Origin of the sequence: Motilibacter aurantiacus (assembly GCF_011250645.1) — a bacterium.
Classification (GTDB): Bacteria; Actinomycetota; Actinomycetes; order Motilibacterales; family Motilibacteraceae; genus Motilibacter_A; species Motilibacter_A aurantiacus.
The window spans coordinates 1-14438 of sequence record NZ_JAANNO010000023.1; the positions used below are offsets into that span (position 1 = coordinate 1).

10 protein-coding genes and 1 pseudogene are annotated in these 14438 nt (G+C 76.5%); 7 read left to right on the forward strand and 4 right to left on the reverse strand.

The window, feature by feature from the left end:
* Positions 1-367, forward strand: a pseudogene (locus G9H72_RS20270) (asparaginase); the annotation flags it as partial.
* Positions 368-446: 79 nt separating this feature from the next.
* Here the strand turns inward: G9H72_RS20270 and G9H72_RS20275 are convergent.
* Positions 447-1382 (reverse strand): phosphotransferase, encoded by a 936-nt coding sequence (locus G9H72_RS20275; RefSeq protein ID WP_166174589.1) that lies wholly within the window; start codon positions 1380-1382, stop codon positions 447-449.
* On the opposite strand from G9H72_RS20275, the gene G9H72_RS20280 reads away from it, so the two are divergent.
* Positions 1381-2181: a hypothetical protein gene (locus G9H72_RS20280; RefSeq protein ID WP_166174591.1), complete on the forward strand. Its 801-nt coding sequence runs from the start codon at positions 1381-1383 to the stop codon at positions 2179-2181. The two genes, G9H72_RS20275 and G9H72_RS20280, sit on opposite strands and share 2 nt — an antisense overlap.
* Before the next feature lie 17 nt (positions 2182-2198).
* Here G9H72_RS20280 and G9H72_RS20285 read toward each other — a convergent pair whose 3' ends face one another.
* Positions 2199-2714 (reverse strand): peptidase inhibitor family I36 protein, encoded by a 516-nt coding sequence (locus tag G9H72_RS20285; RefSeq protein ID WP_166174593.1) that lies wholly within the window; start codon positions 2712-2714, stop codon positions 2199-2201.
* 279 nt (positions 2715-2993) lie between these two features.
* Between G9H72_RS20285 and G9H72_RS20290 the strand changes: the two genes are divergently transcribed.
* Positions 2994-3299: a response regulator transcription factor gene (locus tag G9H72_RS20290; RefSeq protein ID WP_166174595.1), complete on the forward strand. Its 306-nt coding sequence runs from the start codon at positions 2994-2996 to the stop codon at positions 3297-3299.
* A 2-nt stretch (positions 3300-3301) separates the two neighbouring features.
* Here G9H72_RS20290 and G9H72_RS20295 read toward each other — a convergent pair whose 3' ends face one another.
* Together G9H72_RS20295 and G9H72_RS20300 are read right to left on the reverse strand one after the other, a co-directional pair.
* Complete coding sequence (locus G9H72_RS20295) at positions 3302-3847, reverse strand: hypothetical protein (protein WP_166174597.1); 546 nt, start codon at positions 3845-3847, stop codon at positions 3302-3304.
* Complete coding sequence (locus tag G9H72_RS20300; RefSeq protein ID WP_166174599.1) at positions 3844-4425, reverse strand: RNA polymerase sigma factor; 582 nt, start codon at positions 4423-4425, stop codon at positions 3844-3846. Before G9H72_RS20300 ends, G9H72_RS20295 begins: the two co-directional genes overlap by 4 nt.
* A 267-nt stretch (positions 4426-4692) precedes the next feature.
* Here G9H72_RS20300 and recC point away from each other — a divergent pair, with 267 nt between their 5' ends.
* From recC to G9H72_RS20320, 4 genes are all read left to right on the forward strand, one after another.
* Positions 4693-8181 (forward strand): exodeoxyribonuclease V subunit gamma, encoded by a 3489-nt coding sequence (recC, locus tag G9H72_RS20305; RefSeq protein ID WP_166174601.1) that lies wholly within the window; start codon positions 4693-4695, stop codon positions 8179-8181.
* Between the two features lie 2 nt (positions 8182-8183).
* Positions 8184-11639, forward strand: coding sequence for a UvrD-helicase domain-containing protein (locus G9H72_RS20310; RefSeq protein ID WP_407939617.1), 3456 nt, complete (start codon positions 8184-8186; stop codon positions 11637-11639).
* Positions 11636-13516: an exodeoxyribonuclease V subunit alpha gene (gene recD, locus G9H72_RS20315; protein WP_166174603.1), complete on the forward strand. Its 1881-nt coding sequence runs from the start codon at positions 11636-11638 to the stop codon at positions 13514-13516. Before G9H72_RS20310 ends, recD begins: the two co-directional genes overlap by 4 nt.
* Positions 13517-13619: 103 nt before the next feature.
* A complete protein-coding gene (locus tag G9H72_RS20320; protein WP_166174605.1) occupies positions 13620-14252 on the forward strand; it encodes a hypothetical protein in 633 nt (210 codons plus the stop codon).
* Positions 14253-14438: the final 186 nt, after the last annotated feature.

The following is a 14438-nucleotide window of genomic DNA, read 5'->3' on the forward strand; positions in this document are numbered from 1 at the left end:
CGCGAAGGCCGAGGTCGTCTACGCCTACCTGGAGGCCGACGCCACGTCGATCGAGGCGCTCGCCGCGGCCGGCGTCGACGGGATCGTCACCGCGGGCCACGGAGCCGGTGGGGTCTCGACCGCGCAGTCGATGGCGCGGACCGCCGCTATCCGCGACCACGGCGTCGTCTTCGTCTCCGCGACGCGCACGGGCGACGGGTCGGTCTACGTCGCGGACGGTACGCCCAACGTCATCGGCGGGCTCGACCTGACGCCGCAGAAGGCGCGCGTCCTGCTCCAGCTCGCGCTCACGTTCACCTCGGACCCGGAGCAGGCGCGAACCTGGTTCAACACGCTGGGGTCGCCGGAGTTCGACCTCTCCGACTGAGCCGGCTGCCCGGACGGGACACCGCTTCCCGTCGGGCAAGCGGCTGGGGCCGCCGCACGCGGCGGCGGCCCCGGCCGGCTCACTGGCCGGCCAGGCCGGGGACCCGCCCGGCGAGGCAGCCGGCGAGCAGCTCGCGCGCCTGCGCGGCGCGGCTTCTCCCCGAGTCACCGTCCGCGTCCACGGCGTCCTTGAGCTCGGCGAGGAGCGTCTCGGTGCAGACCGGCAGGAACGCTGCGATCAGCCGGTCGTCGGGCAGGCGGGACTCGCCCTGGTACGCCTCCAGGAGCGCCGCCGCCGGCCCCGGCTCGCCGTGCACCACTGCCAGCGTGGCGTACATCTTGGCCACGTCGTAGTGGCGGCGGCCGAACAGATGGGCGAACTCCAGGTCGTACATAGCGACCTTGCCCTCCGGTAGCCCGAGGAAGTCGTCGAGCTTGACGTCCCACACCTCGAAGCCGGGGTGCACGGCCTGCCGCCCCGACTCCAGCGCGCTGCGCAGCTCCTCCCGGTCCAGCTCGCCCAGCCCGGACGCCTCGTCGATCCCGTCCACCCAGCGCTCCAGCTCGGCGAGCCGGTGCTGCTCGTCCTCGACGGGCTGTCCGGCGCCGTTGCGGTAGTCAGGCCGGCGCGCGACGACGTCCGGGGAGAGCCGGTCGAGGTCGGCGAGCGCCCGGCCCACCGCGGCTGCCGCCTCCGACGTGAGGGCGTCGGGGTCGAGCAGCGGCTCGGCGTCCAGCGCCTCGCGCAGCATCCAGCTCCCGCCCGTCGCCACGGGAGCGCTCGCCCGCAGGGTCCAGGAAGGGTCGGCGGCCGCGAGCGTGGCCAGCACGAAGGAGTAGCCGACGTCGCGGCGGAGGTTCTGCTCGAGCCCCTCGTCGTTGATCGTCTTGAGGATCAGCTGGCGGCCGCCCTGCTCGACGAGGTAGACGTTGTGGTCGTAATCCTCCTTCAATACCTTGGTGACTGTGAGCCCCTGGGACGACGTGATCTCGTCGAGACTGGCGATCTGAGGCATGCAGCGGGCTCCGGAGCAGGTGTGGTCGGACATCTCGGGCGAGGTGGCCTATGCCCTCGCCTTCGACTGGCAGAACACCGTGGAGTACTTCGACGCCGATGCCGTCCTCATGTCCAGCGACGCCCGTGACGACGACGCGACCAAGGTCGACCAGCGCAAGAGGTTCCTCCGGGTCTTCGAGTCCGAGCGGCGCTTCGTGTGCTCGGTGTGGTCCGCCGCGGCGCCGCTGCTCGCGGACGGCCCGTTGATCGTGCTCTTCGACATCGATCAGACGCTCGGCAGCCGCAAGGGGCGCGAGGGCGAGAGCGCGACGCTCGTACGCCCCTGCGCGGCCCCGCTGATGGGCGCGCTGCGCGACGCCGGCGCCGTCATGGGGATCATCACCACCCGCGGCATCACGGACCTGCACAGCAACCTCGCCGACACGCTCCACCTCGGAGGGGTGGCCGACTACCTCGACCCGCGGTTCCTCACCGGGGCCGAGATGGAGCGGTACGCCGAGATGGCCGCCTACACCACGAGCGCCGAGGTGCCGCAGGAGCAGTTCTCGCGGTTCCGGGCGGTGCTCGCCCCGCCGTACGACGAGCTGCCCGCGTTCCGCGAGCTCCGGGACGCCAGGGGGCGGCCGCTGCCGGCGAAGGACCTGGACAAGCTGCTCCAGCTCGCCGCCATCCGCGAGGAGCACCCCGGGCAGCGGTTCCTCGTGGTGGACGACCGCGACTACGCGGGCCTGCTGGCCGGCGCGCAGGCCCGCGTGGTCGGGGTGCACCTGACAGAGGCCGCCCGCGCCCACTACTGACGCCGGCGCGCGCCCGTTCAGGTGCAGGCCACCGCGTCGGTGTAGACCCGGAACGAGCTGGCCTTGTCGTCGTCGCCGCCCAACGAGGACGGCGAGCCGCTCTCGGCGTTCATGCACCGGGTCGTGCCGCCGTAGGAGCTGTTGTAGAACCACCGCGCGTCGTAGGGGGAGTTGTTCACCCACGAGGAGAGCTCGTCGTTGAACGTGTAGAGGCCGAGGTCGCTGATGGCGGTGTTCGCGTTGTACCACCGGATCAGGCGCCCGCCCCAGGACGCGTTCTCGAACAGGCAGACGTAGTTGTTGGGGCAGTCGGAATACGCGGCAGGGCCGAGCGACGCCTCCATTCCGTTCGGGAAGACCGCCCATCCGCCGGAGACCCGCGCCCCGTGGGCCTCGGCCTCGGCGATCAGCAGTTGGTCGGTGATCTCACCGGGGGCCGCGGATGCGGTGGCCGGAAGGGCGAGGACCGTCGAGCAGGCGGTGATTGCGCCGGCAGTGGCGGCGACCGTGCGCCGCAGATTCCTGGAAGTCATGCCGAAAGGCTGCGACAGGAATGCCTGGAATTCTATGAGATGAATTCATAGCGGATTGTTGTGTCGTTCCTGTAAGAAAATGCGGTCTCTCGGCACCAGTGCCCGGACCGCCGCCTCGGCGCCGCCCGGTGGTCGTCGGGTGGTCGTCGGGCGGCCGGCCAGGCCCGCCGGCAGGAGGGCTGTAATAACCCGCGCGCTGGCGGCACCGGCGCGGGGCAGGCTTGACTGGCGCCGACCGGGAGCGGGGAGGATCCAGTGCAGTCGGCGGGGCGATCACACGTGCACCTCAGCGAGCGCGAGGCGCAGGTCGTCGAGCTGCTGGCGCGCGGCTTCTCCAACGACCAGATCGGGCGCCGGGTCGGCCTGTCCGGGCACACCGTCGCCTACCACGTGTCGGCTGTCACCCGTCGGCTCGCGCTCGCCAACCGGGCGGAGCTGGTCGCCCGCTGCTTCGTCGCAGGCATCCTCGAGCAGACGTCGTGGCCGGCACGGCTGCATGACGGCGGTGCCTGCCCCGCCTGCGACTGGGTTCCGGGCGTGCGCCGGGCCGGGAGCAGGCGGGACGGCCTGGCGCGGGTGAGTTGATGTCAGCGCGAGCCGCTCGCGGGGCGAGCGCCGGCCTGGACGCAGGGGACGTCGTCGGAAAGGCCCGTGCGCGACGGGACCACGATGAGGCCGCCCCCGTCGGCGACGCACAGGGCGAAGCTCTCGGGCACCGGGCGGTCGGGGAAGTCGACCGGATAGCTGCGGCGGCAGGCGTCCAGCGGCGGGAGGCCGGTGAACTCCTGCCGCGGCACCGCCCCTTCAGCCTGCGCGCGCGCCTCGGCGTAGCAGAGCACGGTCAGGCCCGGCTGTGCCGGGGACCGGTCGCGGATCGTGACCGCCCCGGCCGCCGCGACCGAGGCCACCACGACTCCCGCCAGCGGTAGCCAGCGGGACCGGGAAGGGCGCGGGCGTCGCGGGGGTGCGCCCGTGGCCCTTCCCTCCGTCGGGCCCTGCGCGGGCCCGGCCTCGGCGAGCACGCGGTCCAGCGTGCGACGGCCTGCGGGTGAGCCCGCCCAGCCGGTCGAGGGCGTGGGCCGCGCCGCCCGCAGCCGGGCGAGGTCGTCGGGCCTGGCGTCCGGGCGCGTCATGACGCCGCCGCACGTACGGAGGGCTCACCCGGGCGGTCGGCCCGGTCCAACTGGGCGCGCAGCCGCCGACGGGCCCGGTGCAGGCGGACCGCGAAGGTCACCTGGCTGCACCCGAGCGCCTCGGCGGCCTCGACGTTCGACAGCTCGCACCAGCCGACCAGGATGAGCGCCTCCCGGTCGTGGTCGGGCAGCCGGGAGAGCGCCTCGCGCAGCTCCAGGCTCTCGAAGTCCCCGTCCTCGAGCGCCGTGGACGCCCCGTCCAGGCCGTCGGCGATGCGTGCGGTGAGCCTGTCCCGCCGCTGGGTGGCCCGCCGCTGGCCCGCGAGCACGCGGCGGGCGACGCCGAGCAGGTAGGGCACGGCCGGCTCGGGCACCGCGGCGCGGTCCCGCCACGCGATGAGGAACACCTCGCTGACCACGTCCTCGGCGAGGTCCGCGTCGCCGCAGCGGTACATGACGTAGCTCCTGACCGCGTCCCCGTTCGCGAGGAAGAGCGCCTCGAGCCAGGCTGCGTCCTGGGCCCCCGCGGGCCGGCGCCGCGAGGCGCGCCCGCGCCAGCCTGCTGCGCCGGTTGCCACGGCCGTAGTCTTGCCTACGGCCGGCGGGATCGCCGCCGAACGCCTGTCCCAAGGGTCGGCCTGCCGGGCCGGCTCCTCGCGTCGAAGCGGCGCGCCCGCCTGCCCCGCTGCAGACCATGGCAGGGCACCAGGGCTGCGTCAATCCTGCGGCCGCTGCAGGAACTGCTAGCCGCGGCTGTGGACGGCCGTCGCCGCGGCTCGGCCGGCGCGGTTACCTTTCTCCGCGTGCCGCACCGCCTCCGTCCCTGCCCGTCGCGGGCCTGACCGGTGCTGCACGTCCACCGCTCCGAGCGGGCCGACGAGCTGGCGTACGCCCTGGCGGGGCTGTTGCGCGAGCCCGCGGCCGGGGCCGACCCGTTCACCCCGGAGGTCGTGGCGGTGCCCGCCCGCGGTGTCGAGCGCTGGCTGACCCAGTCGCTGTCCCGCGAGCTCGGCACCGCGGCCGGCCGGGCGGACGGGGTGTGCGCCAACCTGCGGTTCCCCTCGCCCGGGGGGCTGGTCGACGAGGCCCTGTCGGCGGCCGCGGGCATCGACCCGCGGGAGGACGTGTGGCTGCCCGACCGGCTGGTCTGGCCGCTGCTCGAAGTGATCGACGGCTGCGCGGGCGAGGCCTGGTGCGACGTGCTCGGCCGGCACCTGGGGGCTGCCGGCCCCGCGGGCGACCGGCACCGGCGCGGCCGTCGCTACGCGGTGGCCCGCCACCTCGCCGGCCTGTTCGCGTCCTATGCCGCCGCCCGCCCCCGGATGGTGCAGGACTGGGCCGGAGGCCTCGACACCGACGGCAGCGGCACGCCGCTCCCGGCGGACCTGGCCTGGGAGGCGGAGCTGTGGCGGCGGCTGCGCGCCCACGTCGGGGTGCCCGGCCCGGCCGAGCGCCTTCCCTCGGCCTGCGAGCTGCTGCGGGCCGAGCCGGGGACGCTGCCCTGGCCGGCCCGGCTGTCCGTCTTCGGCCCGACGCGGCTGAGCGCCTCCGCGCTTGCCGTGCTCGCGGCGGTCGCCGAGCACCGCGACGTCCACCTGTGGCTGCCGCACCCCTCGCCCGCACTCTGGCGCAGCGTCGGGCCGCTCGTCCCGGTCGCCGACCGGCGGCGCGCCGCCGACCCCACGGCGCACCTGGCACGCAACCCGCTGCTCGCCTCGCTCGGGCGCGACGCCCGCGAGCTCCAGCTGGCGCTGGCCGCCGCGCCCGGCGCGGTCCTGCACTCCGACCACCCCGCGCCGGCCGCGCCGGGCACGCTGCTCGGCCGGCTGCAGGCCGCCCTGCGCGACGACGCCGCGCTCCCGCCCGCAGCCGGTCGCGTCGCGTTGCCCGCGAACGACCGCAGCGTGCAGGTGCACGCGTGCCACGGCCCCGCGCGCCAGGTGGAGGTGCTGCGGGAGGTGCTGCTCGGCCTGCTCGCGGCCGACCCCAGGCTCGAACCGCGCGACATCCTCGTCATGTGCCCGGACGTCGAGGCGTACGCGCCGCTCGTGTCCGCGGCCTTCGGGCTGGGCGAGGCCACGGGCGCCACAGCCGGCGCTGCCGACGGTTCCGCGGCCCCCGGGCTCGACCACCCGGCGCACGGCCTGCGGGTGCGCCTCGCCGACCGCTCGTTGCGCCAGACCAACCCGTTGCTCGCGGTGCTGGCGGCGGTGCTGGAGCTCGCCGACTCCCGGTTGCCGGCCTCGCGCGTGCTCGACCTGGCGGCCCTGCCCCCTGTGCGCCGCCGCTTCGCGCTCGACGACGACGACCTCGAGCGGCTGCAGGACTGGGTGGCGCGCTCGGGGGTGCGCTGGGGGCTCGACGCGGACTCGCGCCGGCCCTTCGCGCTGGGGGGCTTCGGCCAGAACACCTGGCGCGCGGGGCTCGACCGGGTCCTGCTGGGCGCGGCGATGGCCGAGGAGGGCGCAGCGAGCGCGGTGGGGACGGCGACGCCGACCCCGAGGTCGTCGTGGCTCGGGCTGGCGCTGCCGCTGGATGACGTCGACAGCTCCGACATCGACCTCGCCGGGCGGCTGGCCGAGCTGGTCGACCGGCTCGCCGTCGTGCTCGGCTCGCTCACCGGCGAGCAGCCGCTGGCGGCGTGGCTCGACGCGCTGCGAGCTGCGCTCGACGCGCTCGCCGACGTCCGTGATGCGGACAGCTGGCAGCTGGCCCAGGCGCGGGCCGAGCTGGCCGAGGTGGGGACGGCGGGGACTGCGGCCCGCGGCGAGGTGCGCCTCACCCTGCCTGAGGTGCGCGCCCTGCTCGCGCGGCGGCTGCGCGGGCGGCCCACCCGGGCGAACTTCCGCACCGGGACGCTGACCGTCTGCACGCTCGTGCCGATGCGCTCGGTGCCGCACCGGGTCGTGGCCCTGCTCGGGCTCGACGACGGGGTCTTCCCGCGCAACGCCACCCCGGACGGCGACGACATCCTGCTGCGCGACCCGTGGGTGGGCGAGCGCGACCCGCGCAGCGAGGACCGCCAGCTGCTGCTGGACGCCGTGCTCGCGGCCACCGAGCACCTGGTGGTGGCCTACTCCGGCGCCGACGAGCGGACCAACAGCCCCCGGCCGCCGGCCGTCCCGCTGGGGGAGCTGCTCGACGCGGTCGACGCCCTGGCCGTCGCGCCCGACGGCGGCCCTGCTCGCGGCCACGTCCTCGTCCGTCACCCCCTCCAGCCGTTCGACCCCCGCAACTTCACCCCCGCCGGCCTCGGGGCGCCCGGGCCGTTCAGCTTCGACCGGACCGCGCTCGGCGGAGCGCTCGCGGCCGCGGGCGGGCGCGTGCCACCACGGCCGTTCCTGCCGCAGCCGCTGCCCGACCGTCCGGCGGAGCCCGTCCTCGCCCTCGACGCGCTGGTACGCCTCCTCGAGCACCCGGTGCGCGCCTTCCTCCAGCAGCGGCTGCAGGTCGGCGTGCCCGGCAGCGACGACGAGCCGTCCGACGTGCTGGCGGTCGAGCTCGAGCCGCTGGAGCGGTGGGCCGTGGGGGAGCGGCTGCTGCGCGACCGGCTGGCCGGGGCGAGCCCGGAGCGGTGCCGGCAGGCGGAGTGGCGGCGCGGCACGCTCCCGCCCGGGCCACTGGGCGGCCGCGCCCTCGAGGCGGTGCTCGGCTCGGTCGAGCCGCTGGTGCGCGCCGCCGAGGCCGCCCGTGCCGGGGCGCCCGCGCAGACGGTCGACCTCGTGGCCGCCGTGCCCGCCTCGAGCGGGGCGAGGCCCGGCGCCACGGCCACCAGGGTGGAGGGGACCGTCGGCGACGTCCACGGCGACACCGTCGTCAGCGTCACGTACTCCCGGCTCGCCGCCAAGCACCGGCTGCGTGCGTGGGCGAGCCTGGTCGCGCTCACGGTCGCGCACCCCGGCACGCGGTGGCGGGCGGTCACCATCGGCAGGGGCTACGGCGACCGGCCGCGCTGCTCGACCCTCGGGCCGCTGCGGCCGGAGGACGCGTCCATCGTGCTGGGGCAGCTCGTGTCCCTGCACGCCGCCGGGATGCGCGAGCCGCTGCCGATGGCGGTGAAGACGTCCGCGGCCTATGCCGACGTCCGGGAGCGCGGCGAGGACACCGACCTCGCTCTCGGGCGCGCCCGCGAGGAGTGGCTGGGCAACGACACCGTGCCGGGAGAGGCGGAGGACGCGGCGCACCGGATGGTGTGGGGAGCGTGGACCGGGCTCGACGTGCTGCAGCAGGCCGGGCTGGCCGACGGAGCAGCCGCCGAGCCCACCCGCTTCGGCGCACTGGCCCGCCGGCTGTGGGCGCCGCTGCTCGCCGCCGAGCAGGTGGAGTTGTTGTGAACATCGCTTCTCCTGATGCTCCGTTCGCTGATGCGAGCTTCGGTATCGACGACCCGCCCCCCTTCGACGTCTGCGGCCCGCTGCCCACGGGGACGACGGTGCTCGAGGCCAGCGCGGGCACCGGCAAGACGTTCACCCTGGCGGCGCTCGCCACCCGCTACCTCGCGGAGGGGCGAGCCCGGCTCGACGAGCTCATGCTGGTCACGTTCAGCCGGGCGGCGACCCAGGAGCTGCGCGAGCGGGTCCGTGAGCGGCTGACCGCCGCCGAGCGCGCTCTGGCCGACCCGGTCGCAGCGCGCGCGAGCGGCGACACCGTCCTGGCGCATCTCGCGGCCGCCGACGACGACGAGGTGGCGGTTCGCCGACGACGCCTCACGGTGGCGCTCGCCGGGTTCGACGCCGCGACCATCGCGACGACGCACCAGTTCTGCCAGCAGGTGCTGACCAGCCTGGGCGTGGCCGGCGACACCGATCCCGACGCGGTGCTCGTCGACAGCGTCGACGACCTGGTGGTCGAGGCGGTCGACGACCTCTACCTGCGCAAGTACGCCGCGCCGGGGGCGGGCCGCCCCGCCTTCCCACGCCGCACCGCGCTCGAGGTCGGCCGGGCGGCCGTGGACGACGACGCAGCCGCGCTCGAGCCGGCAGACGCCCCGCCCGGCAGCGAGGCCGCCGAGCGGTACGGGCTGGCCCGGGCCGTGCGCCGCGAGGTGGAGCTGCGCAAGCGCCGGCAGCGTCTCCTCGGCTACGACGACCTGCTCACGCGGCTCGCCGCCGCACTGGAGCACGACGCGGAGTCCGGCGCAGCGGCCGTGCGGCTGCGGGCGCGCTACCGGGTCGTCATGGTGGACGAGTTCCAGGACACGGACCCGGTGCAGTGGCGGATCCTGCGCCTCGCCTTCCACGGGCACGCGACGCTGGTGCTCATCGGCGACCCGAAGCAGGCGGTCTACGCCTTCCGCGGCGCGGACGTCGTGACGTACCTCGACGCCGTCAGGGACGCCAGCCGGCGTGCGACGCTGGCGCTCAACTGGCGCAGCGACGAGCCGCTGCTGCAGGCCCTCGACACGCTGCTCGGCGGAGCAGCGCTGGGAGATGCAGGAATCCGCGTTCGCCCCGTCCGGTCGGCGCACCCGGGCACCCGACTGGTGTCGGCCCCGCAGGCGTCCCCGCTGCGGCTGCGTGTGGTGGGGCGACGGGGGCTGCCCCGGGTCCGCAGCGGATTCGTCCAGACCGCTGCCGCGCGCGACCTGGTGGCCGCGGACCTGGCCGCCGACGTCGTACGCCTGCTGTCGGCCCCTGCCCGGCTGCGCGACGCCGGGCAGGACCGCGACGTGCAGCCCGCGGACATCGCGGTGCTCGTGCGGACCAACAGCCAGGGGGCGCTGGTCCGGGACGCGCTGCGCGCGGCCGGGGTGCCCGCCGTCCTCGCCGGCGGGCCGAGCGTCTTCACCACCTCCGCGGCCCGCGACTGGCTCACCCTGCTCGAGGCTCTCGAGCAGCCGCACCGCGTCTGGCGGGCGCACGCCGCCGCCCTGACCAGCCTGCTGGGCTGGTCCCCCGAGCAGCTGGACGCCCGCGGTGAGCGTGCTGCCGACGAGCTCGGCCCGCTGCTGCGCGAGTGGGCCGCGGTCCTCGCGGAGCGCGGGGTGGCCGCCCTCGCCGAGACCGTCTACGCCACGCAGCGCGTTCCCGAGCGGCTGCTCGCCGCCGTGCACGGCGAGCGCGAGCTCACCGACCTGCGCCACGTCGCCCAGGCGCTGCACGCGGCCGCGCAACGCGACCGGCTCGGGCTGCCCGCCCTCGTGGAGGAGCTGCGCCGGCGCATCACGGACGCGGCCGGGGACACGGACGAGGAGCGGACCCGCCGGCTGGAGTCGGACGCCGCGGCGGTACAGGTCGTCACGATCCACCGCAGCAAGGGGCTCGAGTTCCCGGTCGTCTACCTCCCGTTCGGCTGGGACCGGTGGGTCCCCTCGGTGCCGGACCCGCTCCGGCTGCACGACGAGAGCGGCGGCCGGGTGCTCGACGTGGGCGGGCGCACCGGGCCGGGGTGGGGCCGTCGGCGGGCACGGCACGCCGAGGAGGAGTCGGGTGAGGACCTCCGGCTGCTGTACGTCGCCCTGACCCGCGCCCGCTCGCAGGCCGTCCTCTGGTGGGCGCCGTCCTCGAACACCCCCTCGGCCGCCCTGCACCGGCTCCTCTTCGGTGGGCACGCCCCCGGCGACCAGCCACCGGACCCGGTACCGGTGCCCGGCGACGACGACGCCGTGGCCCGGCTGCGCGAGCGGCTCCGGCCGGCCGCAGCGCACCTCTCCCTCGAGGCGGTGCCGCCCGAGCCGGAGGCCACGTCGTGGCGCCCGGCACGACCGAACGCGGCTGCGCTGGAGGCGGCGTCGTTCGACCGTCCTGTGGACACCGCCTGGCGGCGCACGTCCTACAGCGCGTTGACCGCGGCCGCGCACGGCGTCCCGGCCGAGCCACCGCTGTCGCGGGTCGGCAGCGAGGCCGAGGAGCCGGAGAAGGACGACGAGCCGCCGGTGCCGCCGGTCGACTCGGCCCCGCCGGCCCCGGCGGACGCGACCGCGCTCGAGGCGAGGCTGCGCGCGATGCCCTCACCGATGGCGGGGCTGCCGAGCGGCACGGCGTTCGGCACGCTCGTGCACGCCGTCCTGGAGCGGTTCGACGGCGCGGCGCCGGACCTCGAGGCCGAGCTGCGTCGGCTGGCCGGGGAGCAGCTCGCCGCCCGGCCTGTCCGCGGCCTCGACGCCGCCGCCCTCGCCGCGGCGCTGGCCCCGGTCGTGCGGACGCCGCTGGGGCCGCTGGCCGACGGGCTGCGCCTGGCCGACGTGCGCCCCGACGACCGGCTGCCGGAGCTGGACTTCGAGCTGCCGCTCGCCGGGGGCGAGCGCCCGACCGCCGACGTCTCGCTGGGCGACGTCGCGGCCCTTCTGCGCAGGCGGCTGCCGGCCGACGACCTGCTGGCGGCGTACCCGGCGATGCTCGACGCGCCCGAGCTGCGCGGCCAGCCGCTGCGCGGGTTCCTCACCGGCAGCATCGACTCGGTCCTGCGCGTGCACGGCCCGGACGGCCCGCGCTACCTGGTCGTCGACTACAAGACCAACTGGCTCGGCGGCCTCGGCCCGGAGGCGCCCGCGTTGAGCGCCTGGGACTACCGGCCGGACGCGATGGCCGCGGCGATGTGCGCCGCCCACTACCCGCTGCAGGCGCTGCTCTACTCCGTCGCGCTCCACCGCTTCCTGCGCTGGCGGCAGCCGGCGTACTCGCCGGGGCGGCACCTGGGGGGGACGCTCTACCTGTTCCTCCGCGGCATGTGCGGCCCCGGGACCCCGACCGTCGACGGGACCGTGTGCGGCGCGCTCGGCTGGCGGCCTCCTGCCGAGCTCGTCGCCGAGCTGTCCGATCTCCTCGACACCGGAAGCATCGATCGCCGATGAGCATTGCTGCCGGCAGCGCTGTGCCCGACGACACCCTCGACACCGCCGCCGTCGAGCCGTACGACGCGCGGCTCGCCCTGCGCGCCGACGGGGTGCTGCGTACCTTCAACGTCGCCGGAGTCCTGCATGCGGCCGACGTGCACGTCGCCACGACGCTCGGCCGGCTCGGCGGCGAGGAACGGCCGGACGTGCTGCTCGCCGCCGCGCTCGCGGTGCGGGCCGTGCGCCACGGCTCCGTCTGCGTGGACCTCGCGACGGTCCGCCACACCGCGGTCGTCGACGGCGTGGGGCGGGAGGCGGTCGAGGCCCTGCCGTGGCCCGAGCCCGCGACGTGGCTCCCCCGGGTGGCGGACGGCCCGCTCGTCGCGGGGGACGGCAGCCCGGCTGGGGAGGCCGAGGACGCCCGCCCGCTGCGGCTCGACGGCGGGCTGCTCTACCTCGACCGCTACTGGCGGCAGGAGCAGCTCGTACGCCACGAGCTGCGGGCGCGGGAGGAGCTGCCGCCGCCGGAGGTGGACCCCGACCGGTTGGCCGCCGCCGTGGGCCGGCTCTTCCCGGCCGAGCCGGACGGGCGCGGGCTCCAGCACGTCGCCGGCTCGACGGCTGCGCGGCGCTGGGTGACCGTGATCGCCGGTGGGCCGGGCACCGGCAAGACCACCACGGTGGCGCGCGTCCTCGCGCTGCTGCAGGACCTGCACCGGCGGCCCGGGACGGACGGGCTCGCGCTGCGCGTCGCGCTGGCGGCCCCGACGGGCAAGGCGGCCGCGCGGCTCGAGGAGGCGGTGCGGGCGGTCGGGGAGACCTTCACGGGAGCCGACCGGTCGGCGGTCGCGGGCCTCTCCGCGTCCACCCTGCACCGGCTGCTCGGCCGGCGGCGCGACTCGCGCACCCGGTTCCGGCACGACCGGGCGAACCGGCTGCCCTTCGACGTCGTCGTGGTCGACGAGACGTCCATGGTGTCGCTGACGATGATGGCCCGGCTGCTCGAGGCGCTGCGCCCGGACGCCCGTCTCGTGCTGGTCGGCGACCCCGACCAGCTGGCCTCCGTGGAGGCCGGCGCCGTGCTCGGGGACCTGGTCCACCGCTCTGCCGCCGACGGCACCGGCCCGGACAACGTCGTCGTGCTGCGGCACACGTACCGGTTCGGCGGCGGGATCGCGGAGCTCGCGCGCGCGGTGCAGGCCGGCGACGCCGAGACGGCGCTCGGGCTGCTGCGCGCGGGCTCGGAGCAGCTGACCTTCAGCGAGCAGGCCGCCGACGTGCCGCCGTCGGCGGGCGCCGCGGACCGGCTGCGCCGCGACGTCCTGTCCGCGGGCCGCGCGACGGTCGAGGCCGCCCGGCGGGGGGAGGTGGCTGCGGCGCTGCACGCCCTCGACGCGCACCGGCTGCTCTGTGCGCACCGGGAGGGGCCGTACGGCGTCGACCACTGGAGCGGCGTCGTCGAGCGGTGGCTGGTCGAGGCCGTTGCCGGCTACGCGGCCGAGGGTGAGTGGTACGTCGGCCGGCCGCTGCTCGTCACCGCGAACGACTACGAGACCGCGCTCTACAACGGCGACACCGGGGTCGTGGTCCGCGCTGACGGGGACGTCCCCCGCGCGGCCTTCGCCCGCGGCGGCGGGCCCGTGCTCGTCCCGCCGAGCCGGCTGGCCGCAGTCCAGACCGTCCACGCCATGACCGTGCACAAGAGCCAGGGCAGCCAGTTCGACGCCGTGTCCCTGATCCTGCCGCCGCCGGACTCGCCGCTGCTGACCCGCGAGCTGGTCTACACCGCCGTGACCCGGGCCCGCAGCCGGGTCCACGTCCTCGGCAGCGCGGACGCCGTGCGCGCGGCGCTCGCCCGGCCGGTGGCCCGGGCCAGCGGCCTGCGCCGCGGGTGAGGGCGGCCGCGCGAGCCGTCCGGTGGCCCGCCGTTCCCCGGACGGGGGACAGTCCGCGGCTTACACCTTCCCCAGCCTTGCTATTACTCCTAGTATTCGCGCCGTGACCGACTTACGGCCGTCGCTGCAGGAGCGGCGTGAGGGGCTGAAGGCGCAGGCCGCGGCCCTCGTCCGGGCGGAGGAGCGGCTGGCCGCGCTCTGTGCCGAGCCGCTGACGGAGACCTCCTCCGGTGCGCAGCTGGCCCGGCTCGGCGCCCTCGAGGACGAGCGGGACCGGGTGGCCGACCTGCGCGACCGGATCGCGGACGAGTGGGACGCTCTCGCGCTGCTGCGCGACGCGGCTGCCGAGCACCGCGACGTGGTCGCGCTGCAGCGTGAGCGCCGCACTCCGGAGCAGGACGCCGTCGACGGGTTGGCCGCGACCCTGCGACACCTCGCCTCCGTCGAGCGCGACTGGGCGGCGGCCGACCGGCTGGAGGCGCGCCGCGACCGCGAGCGCGCGGCCCGGGACCGGGCTGCCGCGCGGGCCGCCCGGGAGGCGGCGGCGGCTCTGCGGCGGGTGGCCCTGGCCGCAGCCGGCGCCGGTGGCTGCGAGGGCCCCGTGCCGGACGTCTTCCTCGACGTACGCGGCGGCGCCGTCGCGCTGCCCCGCCGCAGGGAGGCCGACGCGCCGGTGCTCAGCGCCCCGGCAGCGGCCGTCCCGCAGCCGGACGCGGCCGACCCGCTGGACCGGTAGCTTCACTCGCGCCCCTCCGCCTACCGGGTCCGCGCGCCCCGGTCCCGTTCGCGTGAATGCGCCATCGAGCCGGTAGGTCCGCCGCGATGCCGCCTTCACGCGAGGAGCCGTTGTGCGAGTGCGGCATTGCTGCAGCCGGTGTCGAGGCGCGGCGGGTCGGTGGTCGGCGTCCGGCGGGTCGCGCTC